Raw genomic sequence first — 11,715 nt, forward strand, 5'->3', positions numbered from 1 at the left:
AAATATAACATGCTTATATACTTTCGTAATATCGTCTCTGGTTTTTTGTGCCAGATTATAAAAAATTTACTGAGTCAGATAGATGTCAAACACGCCCATTGAGTTAAAAGGCAGTAATTTTACCCTTTCAGTACTCCATTTAAACGATGGAACACCGAAAGTTATTCGTCAGGCTATTTCAGAAAAAATTGCACAAGCGCCTCAATTTCTGAAAAACGCACCTGTAGTTATCAATGTTTCTGCTTTAGCAGATGAAAATATTGATTTTAAAAAACTGAGGCGAATTGTAGAAGATGCTGGCTTACGAGTCGTGGGAATTAGTGGTAGTTCAGACGCCCAACAGAAAGAAGCGATAATTGCCGCACAGTTACCTATCTTAAATGAAGGTAAAATAGTTAAGCCAAGCACTCAGGCAAATAACGATAAAACGAATGAAGCACCGACAGCTGTTCGTCAAAAAACAAAAATCATCCATACTCCTGTTCGTTCAGGTCAGCGTATTTATGCTCAAAATAGCGATTTAGTCGTTATTAGTAATGTGAGTGCAGGCGCTGAATTAATTGCTGATGGTAATGTTCATGTCTACGGCGTATTGCGTGGACGTGTCCTTGCAGGCGCATCGGGTGATAATGAGAGCCATATTTTTTGTACACATCTGTCTGCTGAACTTGTTTCTATTGCTGGTCAATATTGGCTAAGCGACCAAATTCCTACAGACTTTGTTGGTAAATCAGTACAACTGAGTCTGCAAGAGAATGAATTAACAATCGAGAACTTAATTTAGAGCATCGACAAGGAATCACTCCATGGCACGCATTATTGTTGTTACGTCAGGTAAAGGTGGGGTTGGTAAAACAACTTCCAGCGCGGCCATTTCTACCGGCCTCGCTCAAAAAGGTCATAAGACGGTTGTTATCGACTTTGATATTGGGTTACGTAATTTAGACCTTATCATGGGTTGTGAACGTAGAGTTGTTTATGATTTTGTTAATGTTATTCAGGGTGATGCATCTTTAAATCAAGCTTTGATTAAAGATAAGCGTACAGAAAATCTGTTTATTCTCCCTGCTTCACAAACAAGAGATAAAGACGCTCTCACCCGTGATGGTGTCGAACAAGTATTAGATGAACTCGATGAGATGGGTTTTGATTTTATTATTTGTGATTCTCCTGCGGGCATTGAAAGTGGTGCATTAATGGCCCTTTACTTCGCAGATGAAGCGATTATCACAACAAACCCAGAAGTATCATCTGTACGTGACTCCGACCGTATTTTAGGCATTCTTGCCTCTAAATCACGTCGTGCTGAACGAGGTGAAGATCCAATTAAAGAACATCTGCTATTAACTCGTTATAATCCTGGTCGTGTTAGCCGCGGTGATATGTTAAGTATGGAAGATGTCCTTGAAATTCTATGCATTCCACTATTGGGTGTTATTCCAGAAGATCAATCTGTTTTGCGTTCATCTAACCAAGGTGAACCTGTTATTTTAGATGGCGAATCTGATGCAGGTAAAGCCTATTCAGATACAGTAAATCGTTTGTTAGGGGAAGAACATCCATTCCGTTTTATTGAAGAAGAGAAAAAAGGCTTTCTGAAACGCCTTTTTGGGGGGTAAAAGATGGCTTTACTAGATTTTTTCCTGTCGCGTAAAAAGTCGACAGCTAATATTGCCAAGGAGCGTCTACAAATTATCGTAGCAGAACGTCGCCGTGGTGATAGCGAGCCAGCTTATTTACCTGATATGAAAAGAGATTTATTAGGTGTCATCTGTAAATATGTACAGATAGATCCAGATATGCTTTCAGTTCAATTTGAACAAAAAGGCGATGATATCTCTGTATTAGAGCTCAATGTGACTTTACCTGAGAGTGAAGAACCTACAAAGTAAATCATATTTTACGCTTTATATAAGTCATTATTCACAGAGCCAACCATGAACTATAATTAATTTGATTGGCTCTGTGTTTAATTATATACAATTTGAATTCACCTGAACGCGAAAATAGCGCTATATCTCGCTACTATTTTCATCATTGGTGATAAGTCAAAGGAGGCAAGTTATCTCGCAATAACATCTCTTCTATTTACGCATAATTTATTTAACCTGTTTAGTGCCTTCACTTTTTCTAGGTGTTTTTTCGTGTACAAAAAATAAGAGCCTCAAAAGAGACTCCTATTTATTATTGTTTATTTATTGAACTAGCAACCCTATATTATTTAGGATATTAGGGATTAGAAAATAAACAATGAGTAAGACTATGGATATTGCGCGAGAATTTCTGTCACTTTCTCTTCTAATAAGGCTTTACGCCAGCGTGAGATCAACTCAGGTTGCCCTTCTTTTATTTTCCAGTGAATGCTCAATAATTGGTTAATCTGTCTTCTTGACGCTAACAGCTCAGGGTTGTAACGTTTATCTTCACTAATTTCTTGAATAACTGCTTTAATCGCTTTAAACGCTTTTTTGTAGTTTGGTTGTTCGATTAAATTGCCAATAGGCTCTGGACAATCTTCATCTTTAATTTCTTTAGCTTTAACAACAAAATCTAATAAACGACGACCATGGCAACGGATCTCTTGGCCTGAAAGCGACAATGCATCTAGCTCTGCTAATGATGAAGGAAGATAACGAGCAACAGACCATAAATGCTCTTCTCTTACAACGAAGTTTAATGCCATATCACGAGATTTAGCTTGATTTAAACGCCACTGGGCAAGCATTTGTAAACATGCTAGCTGTTGACCTTTTAATTGCCATGCATTGCTTATATCACGGTAGGCTAGTTCAGGTACTACAGTTTCTTGTCGACGTTCTGCAATCATTTCGCATTCATCTGCAATAGCATCCATATAGCCTGCTTCTTCAGCTTCTTTAATTAATTTTTCAGCTAAAGGTAGCAAATAGAAAACATCACCACTGGCATATTGACACTGTTTTTCAGTTAAAGGGCGCGCTAACCAATCTGTGCGGGATTCACTTTTATCTAGTGCAACACTTTCATATTTCTCAACTAATGTCGCAAAACCACAAGAAATGGGATGACCTAAAAATGCAGCAACCACTTGAGTGTCTATCATCGGTGTTGGAACACAGCCAAACTGGTGAGAAAAGACTTCAAGATCTTCACTTCCAGCATGGAGAAACTTCATAATACCCTGGTTTGTTAATAGCTCAACGAAAGGAGTCCAATCCTTAATTGCTAATGGATCAATAAGAGAGATCTGTTTACCGTCATACATCTGGATCAAACCAAGATGTGGGTAATAGGTACGTATGCGGACAAACTCTGTATCTAAAGCAATTTGTGAAGCCTCTGAAGCGGCTTTACAGGCGGTATCTAGTGCTGTGTCTGTCGTAATCAATTGATAATTCAAAACAGGTTTCTCTTATTTTTATGTCTAATGACTTTTTATTTAATCGCAAAAACGCCGGTATAAACCGGCGAAATTGAAAAAGGTTATTGAGTGTTGTATCAAGATTCAGTTGAGGTTTTCAACTCTTTTTCTTCATTTCTTAACTCTCTGCGTAAAATTTTACCAACATTTGATTTAGGTAATTCATCACGAAACTCAATAATTTTAGGTACTTTGTAACCTGTTAGGTAACGACGACAATGTGTTTTTATCTCATCTTCTGTTAATGATGGATCTTTTTTCACAATGAAAACTTTAACTGTTTCACCCGAGTTTTTACTTGGTACACCAATCGCAGCCGATTCTAAAACCTTAGGATGGGCAGAGACAACCTCTTCCACTTCATTAGGATATACATTAAAACCGGAAACTAAGATCATATCTTTTTTACGATCAATGATGCGGATAAAGCCTTCATCATCCATTGTAGCGATATCACCAGTCGCAACCCACCCATCATGTAAAACTTCATCAGTTGCATCAGGACGGTTCCAATAACCTTTCATGACCTGAGGACCACGAACCCACATTTCACCGCCTACGGTGCGGTCAACTTCGTTACCTTCATCATCAATAAACTTAACGTCTGTTGAAGGTACCGGTAATCCAATGCTACCACTATATTTTTTCAGATTATAAGGGTTACCAGTGACTAACGGAGAGCATTCAGTCAAACCATAACCTTCTAACAAATGTTTACCTGTTAACTCTTCCCACTCTTTGGCAACATTACTTTGTACAGGCATACCACCGCCAACAGAGAGGTTTAGTTTGGAGAAATCAAGCTGACGGAATTCTGGGTTGTGTAACCAAGCATTAAATAAAGTATTTACACCCGTAATTGCCGTGACAGGGTAACGCCCTAGTTCTTTAACAGTACCTTTCACATCACGCGGATTGGTAATAAGTAAATTTTTACCACCAATTTCAATAAAGAGTAGGCAGTTTACGGTTAAAGCAAAAACGTGATACAGCGGTAACGCTGTAACCACCAGCTCTTTTCCTATATTTAGTGCTGGGACATAAGCCGCTTTTGCTTGCTCAAGGTTTGCCAACATATTGCGATGCGTTAACATCGCACCTTTAGCTATTCCCGTTGTTCCACCTGTGTATTGTAAGAAGGCTAAATCTTCTCCTGTAATTTCAGGTTTAATATATTGCATACGATAGCCAAAATGCATTGCTCTACGAAATGAAATGGCATCAGGCAAATTATATTTAGGTACTAATCGTTTGATGTACTTAACAACAAAATCAACGAGTGTTGCTTTCGGGCGAGATAATTGATCACCCATTCGGGTCAAAATAACGTGTTTAATATTGGTATTAAATACGATTTTTTCGAGCGTATGTGCAAAGTTAGAAACGATTACAATAGCACTTGCACCGCTGTCATTTAACTGATGTTCAAGTTCTCTTGGCGTGTAAAGTGGATTTACGTTTACGACAACCATGCCTGCACGAAGAATACCGAAAAGTGCGATAGGATATTGCAATAAATTAGGCATCATTAAGGCAACACGATCACCTTTTTTTAATCCTAAGCCGTTTTGCAGATATGCTGCAAATGCACGGCTACGCTCTTCAAGTTTGCGATAAGTCATGACCTCGCCCATATTGATAAAGGCGGGTTGATCTGCGTAATTTGCGACAGCGTTTTCAAGCATCTCAGCAAGGGATGCAAAACGGTCCGGGTCAATTTCAGCCGGAACATCTGCCGGATAACGTTTAAGCCAGACTTTTTCCAAAGTAGTACTCCTGATTAATCGCACTTCTTGGGTTAATATTATGTTTCTTTTTAACAAAGTATTAACTCATCCTACCAGCACAAACAATTTTCTGTTGTGAAGATGCGAAGTGTGTCACTAAATATTTTATTTTTAGATTAACAAAAAAAGAAGGCGGTCAAAACCGCCCTCTCTTTTATTTTTATTCAACTTTAATAACGCTATTAGATAGTTACCTAATATATTATAGATGTTGATTATACACCGTTTCACGCGAATAGAGATAAAATATTATATCGTCATATAACCTGATACCCTATTTTTATTCTAAAACGGGCACAACCTGACCAGCTCCATATGGATATCCACCATAACCGCCATATCCATTGTGATAACCCCACCAATATGGACCATCTCCATAATATCCCCATGTCATAACAGGTGCTGGCATAATGACTTGCTGTGTCAGTGTCCAACGTTTCATACCCGTCACATCTATACGTAAAAATGGATAAGTGGCCTCACCTACTTTACCTGATTCAACACCTTTGATAGTACCAACAACTGTTACATACTGATTTTTATAATCGGTAGGATCTAAGAAATGCATAACATTAGCATAGAGGCGCCCAATAGAAGGCTGTCGCAATTCGGGGGCAGCATCATATTGAGAAAGAGGCATAACAGCAATCTCTAGCTGTGTTGATGATTGAAGATTTTTAACATCAATCACACGTCCGCCAAAACGCCCTTCTTGACCAATATAAAGCTCAGGTGCAACAAAAACTCTATTTAAATCAGTAACAGGCGTTGCTGATGTACCTTTTATTGATTCAGGTATAGAGACGCATCCCGCCAGAAACAAAGCACCAGATAGAAATAGCGCTTTGCTTACCAAACGGTAGTTTAATTGTCTGTTCATAAACCACCTCATTGCAAGTCAATATTAACGTTACTCTATAATAATATTATAGCTTAGCTTTACTTTTAGGCGTCTAATAGATACTCATAAATTTATTCACGGCCAGGCAGTTTTTTCCACGTCACTTCATTACGTAAATAAACAGGTTCAGCGTCTTCAACTTTCGTTGCTTTACCTTTATGCCAAGCGTTTACAGCAAGGGGTAACATATCTTGTGCAGCAGGAAGCATAATTTCAGTTTCAACAACAGTAAAAGGCAGCGTCTCTTTTAAATCAGGGTAAGCTTGCCAGCCTGTACCTGCCATTGCCCATGTTCCCATCGTTGATTGTAATGTTTCAATAAACTGTTCAGGTTTCATCACCGCTTCAGTGTCTTCTCCCACCCAAACACCTGCATCATTACGCTGATATCGAGCGCAATAAATTTCACCCATACGCGCATCTATTGCTACGAGAACTTGTTTAATACCCGTTGTTCTAAAGACACCTTCAGCCATTGTGGCAAGTGATGAAATGCCAATCATTGGCAATTCAGCACCTAACGCAATACCTTGTGCAACCCCCACCCCAATACGAACGCCAGTAAAACTTCCTGGACCTCGACCAAAAGCAAGTGCATCTAATGATTGTAATGTGATGTTTGCTTCTTCTAAGGCGCTTTTCACCATAGGTAAAATCTTTTGTGTATGTTCACGAGGAGAAATCTCAAAACGTGAAGCAACAACGCCTTCATTCCAAACTGCAACTGAACAAGATTCTGTCGCAGTATCAATTGCTAAAATTCGCAGTGACACGCCATAACTCCGGCAAATTCGATAATTAAAAGAGGAAGAATAATATCATAATAGTGTTCAACAGAATAAACACACATTCTGTGCGATCGCTATTATGAATCCGATATTTCTTGTATTTTATTCTGCTGTGCGCGTTGGCTCAAAAATTTCATTGTTTTTTCGAGTGAGCGTGTGCGTGGTGATGAAGGCAAACTGCTTAAAAAAACCTCGCCATATGCACGAGAAACCAATCTATCATCACATACTATAATTGCGCCATAATCGTGCACATCACGAATTAATCGTCCAACACCTTGTTTTAAACTAATGACTGCATCAGGAATTTGGACATCTCTAAAAGCATCTCCGCCCCGCAACTCACAATCTTCAATTCGAGCCCTTAATAAAGGATCATCAGGTGCAGTAAAGGGTAATTTATCAATAATCACACAAGACAGTGTATCGCCACGTACATCAACACCTTCCCAAAAACTTTGGGTCGCAACTAAAAGCGCATTTCCTGATGAGACAAATTTTTGCAGTAATTGTGTTTTGCTCATCTCACCTTGCATCAATACGGGTAATGGCAAACTGGCTTTAAACTCTTCAGCAAGTCCACGCATCATGACATGCGAAGTACAGAGAAAAAAACAGCGACCTTGGTTTTTTAAAATAACAGGCGTTAGCATAGTCGCTAAACGTTTCGCCGTATACGGTTGATTTAATGGTGGCAAATAACGTGGTACACAGAGTAATGTTTGATGTTGATAATCAAACGGGCTGTTTAAAATTAGTGTTGTCGCATTTTCTAAGCCCAATCTATCTGTGTAATAAGACATTTGCTCATTCACAGAGAGTGTTGCCGAGGTAAATACCCAACTGCTTTTATGTGATTTAATTAATTCACGAAATTTATCAGCGACAGAAAGTGGCGTAATAGCCAGTAAGAAATGGCGACCGTAACTTTCAAACCAGTAGCTATAACCCGGAATTGAGGTATCAATCAGACGTTTTAAGCGATTGCGATAAACGGTGGCGCGTTCAAAAGCACTATCGAGTAATTGGCTTCGCCCTAACGAAAGTTTCATTACGTCATAACTCAGTTCTAAAGCATCATCCAGTAACGTAAGAAAACGTTTTGTTTCACCACCTTGTAGCAGTTCACGTAAATTCCCTCGATAACCTGTTTCACCTAATACTAAACGAAAATCCATTACCATTTGAGTTAATCGATCGGCACTTTTTTGCAACTGAGCTTGATCACGGACTTCTGTACGGTAAGCCACGGTCATATCTCTGGCGAGATCAAGAAGCTGTCTACTGGTAAGCTGTTGTCCAAAATAGTGGCTAGCAATATCTGGAATTTGATGAGCTTCATCAAAAATCATAATTTCAGCTTCCGGAATTAGCTCACCAAAACCGGTATCTTTAACGACCGTATCCGCCATAAATAAATGGTGATTGACGACGACAATATCTGCATCCATTGCTTTTTTACGTGCGCTCAGAACATAGCACTCTTTATAGCGAGGACAATCACTTCCTAAACAGTTATCGTTAGTGCTCGTGACTAAGGGCCAAACTCGGCTATCTTCCGCAACACTATGGCAACGGCTAACATCACCATCTTCGGTCTGTGTTGACCATTGTCGTACATACATGACATCAGACAAAACTTCGGCTTCAAGATCACCACCACTAAGCATTTGCTGATCAAGTCGTTCTAAACAGAGATAGTTAGAGCGCCCTTTTAATAACGCGGTGTTACCATCATAATTAATCGCGTCAATGATTGTGGGTAAATCTCGACTATATAATTGATCTTGTAAGGCTTTAGAACCTGTTGAGATAATGGTTTTTTTACCCGAACGCAACGCAGGCACAAGATAAGCATATGTTTTTCCTGTACCTGTACCCGCTTCAACGATAAGTACACCTTGCTTATCAATAACTTCCGTTATTGATTTCGCCATTTGTCGTTGAGCTTCACGGGGATGAAATCCAGGAATAGTGCGGGTTAAAATCCCGTTTTCTGCAAAATCGTCTGACACAGGCATACTCTTTTTATAAAATAAGACGTAAATTATGCCAGTGGATAGCCTAAAGTACCACCTACGCCGTTAATACAAAGGAGAAATCATAATGACAATTAAGCGTATCGACCCTGAAGATCGCTGGTCCGAAGCGGTAATTCATAACGACACAATTTATTACACTGCAGTGCCAGAAAATTTATCAGACGATATAATTGAACAAACAGCAGACACATTAGCGGCAATTGACGTTTTGTTACAGCGTGTAGGTTCTGATAAAACTAAAATTCTTGATGCGACAATCTTTTTAGCTGATAAAGCCGATTTTGAAGGTATGAATCAAGCATGGGATGCTTGGGTTGCTAAAGGTAGTGCGCCTGTACGTTGTACTGTGCAAGCACAATTAATGCACCCTGAGTATAAAGTCGAAATTAAAATTATTGCAGCACTATAACCACACTATACTTAGCACCCAATTTTATGGGTGCTTATTTTTTTGAATTAAACTTATTGGCTAAATCAAGATAGTAGTCTGATAAATGATCATCACCATACACTTCACCAATATGGCTCGTACCCATAAATGTTAAGAAAAACTCAAAAGGCCCATAAAATTTTTGAGAAGTAACATGGCGCAATATAAAAATAGTCATCTTTCTTAATGCATCAGGCAAATGGATGATCTTTATTTTTTTATTTAATGCTACACCTGCCAGTTCAGCAATTTGATTTAATGATAAAATATCAGGTCCACCGACGGAAATTTCTTTTGTATTATGTCCAATCATTTTAATGATAAATTGTGCTAAATCTTTTCCAGAAATAGGATTAATTTGCTGTTCACCAGAGCCAAATAAATAAACTCGATTTGAAGTCGCCATATGTAAAAAGTCACCCATATCACTAAAATAGCCATTAGGTCGAATAACACAATAAGATAATGTAGATTGTTTTAATTTATCAACAAACCGTTCTTTAGCTTCAAAAATCTTTAACTGCCGATATTTATCACCATCGATCGCTGAAATATAAATAAACTGTTTAACTTGTGATTTTATTGCTTCATCTAACAGATTTACATTGGCTTGATAATCCACATCCATATAGGTTAACCCCTCTTTTTGTCGAGTGATCCCTACTGTTGAAATAACACAATCAATATCTTTTGTACTATTTTTTAATTGTTCAGGCTTTGTTATCTCACCAATAAAAATATCATCAACATCAGTAAACAGCGTTGTTTGAGAGTGATTTCTGACTAGAATACGCACCCAATAACCTTGAGTTTTTAATGCTTGTACAAGAAATCGCCCTAAATAACCCGTTGCACCTGCAACTAATATCCGTTTCATCTCTATTCCTATCTTTTTAATTTTATCAGTAAAAAATAACACCAATAATAAAATAATAGCAATAGAGTTTTTCCATGAAAAATTTTCTGCTCATTTATTATTATTTAAGATAGAAAAACTATTTTATTTTAAAAATTCAATATTTATTATGGCTGAGAAATAACAAATATTTTAACTATCAGTTTTAATTATTTTAAAAAGTGGAACCCAAAAAGCTGAATTCATAAGAACTCAGCTTTTTAATGTCACTTATTTTGCTGTGATAATTAGATTTTTTATTTTATCAATATCTCACTCATTAAGTTAGTTAGATTTAGGCAAATTTAATCATTACCATCCCAACCAGTAATAATATAATTCCACCCCATCCTTTATAATTGAGTCGTTGATTAAATAAAATCCAACCGGCGGCGATAGTTGCAATAATTCCGAATGCCCCCCAAAGTGCATAAGCAACTGAAAGCTCTATCCCTTTAACAGCCATTGCCAGCGCACTAAAGGCACCTAACACACAAACCAGTGATAATATTCCTAATCCCATTCGGCTAAAGCCGTTAGACATTTTTAAGAATATATTCGCAACAATCTCAAGCACTACGGCAAGTATTAGGAATGCACCATGCCACCATTCAAATTGAGCTAACATAATTAAGCCTCCTTGATATTAGCTGGAATTGGCTTATTTGCTCCTTTTACAGCACTGGCAACGTGCTTAGCTTTACCGGCGATACTTTTTACCGAATCAGTTGTTTTCTTAGCAACAGTCGATTTTTTAGTACCTGACTTGATAAGCGTGATCCCTGCAATTAACATCGCTAGACCACCTAATTTTAATGGTGACAGCGATTCACCAAACCACAGAACGCTGAATGTCGTAATAATGACAATTCCAATACCTTCCCATAGTGCATATGCTACACCTAATGCCACTTTCTTAACGGCTATGGCTAAAAAGATATAGGAAGTGGCAATCATTAACCACATCACTATCATACCGGTGTAACCACCGCTTACACTGGCGTACTTCATTGATAAAGTACCGATAACTTCACAAACGATAGCTAATGCTAAAAATATCCAATAAATCATTTTTCATCTCTCATACACATTTGAAATACGCCGAAACGTTTCTTGCGCAGGAAGATAGAGAATATGTAGATAGTCTTTCTGGCGGCAATAAAAGCCGAACGTTAAGGCAACGTCATTTCCTGATTGCGTCAGGAATTAAGATGAGAGATTTCTATAATGCGCCACACCAGTAGTGTTCGCTGGATAAAATAGCAGAAAGGAATAACTTATAGGTAGAACGTTTAACTTTGACGCTTTTGGCGCTAGTCATGATTATTTATTCTTTCATCGCACAGACCATCCGCACGATATACTCCGAACCCTCATATAAGATGGTTAAATGTTACATCATATTTCTATCATGCCGAATTATTTAAAGCAATGCCTTTTCGCAAAATATTTTTGTTAATTGATTGGTTTTA

General features: G+C 38.0%; 12 protein-coding genes. 4 read left to right on the forward strand and 8 right to left on the reverse strand.

Annotation, left to right across the window (positions count from 1 at the left end; translation table 11 throughout):
- Positions 1-82: 82 nt before the first annotated feature.
- The 3 genes from minC to minE are packed head-to-tail and all read left to right on the forward strand — an operon-like array spanning position 83 to position 1,892.
- The gene (minC, locus tag H1225_RS06960) at positions 83-784 is read left to right on the forward strand and encodes a septum site-determining protein MinC (RefSeq protein WP_072064004.1); all 702 of its coding nucleotides are present in this window, start codon (positions 83-85) and stop codon (positions 782-784) included.
- A gap of 22 nt (positions 785-806) precedes the next feature.
- Positions 807-1,619: a septum site-determining protein MinD gene (gene minD, locus H1225_RS06965; RefSeq protein WP_006536629.1), complete on the forward strand. Its 813-nt coding sequence runs from the start codon at positions 807-809 to the stop codon at positions 1,617-1,619.
- 3 nt (positions 1,620-1,622) lie between these two features.
- Entirely contained in the window at positions 1,623-1,892 is a 270-nt protein-coding gene (minE, locus tag H1225_RS06970; RefSeq protein ID WP_006536628.1) for a cell division topological specificity factor MinE, read from the forward strand.
- Positions 1,893-2,260: 368 nt separating this feature from the next.
- Here minE and rnd read toward each other — a convergent pair whose 3' ends face one another.
- From rnd to H1225_RS06995, 5 genes are all read right to left on the reverse strand, one after another.
- Positions 2,261-3,379: a ribonuclease D gene (gene rnd / locus H1225_RS06975; RefSeq protein WP_239739600.1), complete on the reverse strand. Its 1,119-nt coding sequence runs from the start codon at positions 3,377-3,379 to the stop codon at positions 2,261-2,263.
- 98 nt (positions 3,380-3,477) lie between these two features.
- Positions 3,478-5,166: a long-chain-fatty-acid--CoA ligase FadD gene (gene fadD, locus H1225_RS06980; RefSeq protein WP_072064006.1), complete on the reverse strand. Its 1,689-nt coding sequence runs from the start codon at positions 5,164-5,166 to the stop codon at positions 3,478-3,480.
- A gap of 301 nt (positions 5,167-5,467) precedes the next feature.
- Positions 5,468-6,067: a Slp family lipoprotein gene (locus H1225_RS06985; protein WP_072064007.1), complete on the reverse strand. Its 600-nt coding sequence runs from the start codon at positions 6,065-6,067 to the stop codon at positions 5,468-5,470.
- 92 nt (positions 6,068-6,159) lie between these two features.
- Positions 6,160-6,861 carry a tRNA (adenosine(37)-N6)-threonylcarbamoyltransferase complex dimerization subunit type 1 TsaB gene (gene tsaB, locus H1225_RS06990; RefSeq protein WP_161723920.1) on the reverse strand — a complete coding sequence of 234 codons (702 nt, stop codon included), beginning with the start codon at positions 6,859-6,861 and terminating at the stop codon, positions 6,160-6,162.
- Between the two features lie 92 nt (positions 6,862-6,953).
- The gene (locus H1225_RS06995; RefSeq protein ID WP_161730112.1) at positions 6,954-8,897 is read right to left on the reverse strand and encodes a DNA repair helicase YoaA; all 1,944 of its coding nucleotides are present in this window, start codon (positions 8,895-8,897) and stop codon (positions 6,954-6,956) included.
- 85 nt (positions 8,898-8,982) lie between these two features.
- Here H1225_RS06995 and H1225_RS07000 point away from each other — a divergent pair, with 85 nt between their 5' ends.
- The gene (locus tag H1225_RS07000) at positions 8,983-9,327 is read left to right on the forward strand and encodes a RidA family protein (RefSeq protein ID WP_006536617.1); all 345 of its coding nucleotides are present in this window, start codon (positions 8,983-8,985) and stop codon (positions 9,325-9,327) included.
- Positions 9,328-9,361: 34 nt separating this feature from the next.
- Here H1225_RS07000 and H1225_RS07005 read toward each other — a convergent pair whose 3' ends face one another.
- From H1225_RS07005 to mdtJ, 3 genes are all read right to left on the reverse strand, one after another.
- The gene (locus tag H1225_RS07005) at positions 9,362-10,225 is read right to left on the reverse strand and encodes an SDR family oxidoreductase (protein WP_197939074.1); all 864 of its coding nucleotides are present in this window, start codon (positions 10,223-10,225) and stop codon (positions 9,362-9,364) included.
- 313 nt (positions 10,226-10,538) lie between these two features.
- Positions 10,539-10,871 (reverse strand): multidrug/spermidine efflux SMR transporter subunit MdtI, encoded by a 333-nt coding sequence (mdtI, locus tag H1225_RS07010; protein WP_006536614.1) that lies wholly within the window; start codon positions 10,869-10,871, stop codon positions 10,539-10,541.
- A 2-nt stretch (positions 10,872-10,873) separates the two neighbouring features.
- Positions 10,874-11,314, reverse strand: coding sequence for a multidrug/spermidine efflux SMR transporter subunit MdtJ (gene mdtJ, locus H1225_RS07015; RefSeq protein WP_072064011.1), 441 nt, complete (start codon positions 11,312-11,314; stop codon positions 10,874-10,876).
- Positions 11,315-11,715 lie beyond the last annotated feature (401 nt).

Source organism: Proteus penneri, assembly GCF_022369495.1.
Taxonomy (GTDB): domain Bacteria; phylum Pseudomonadota; class Gammaproteobacteria; order Enterobacterales; family Enterobacteriaceae; genus Proteus; species Proteus penneri.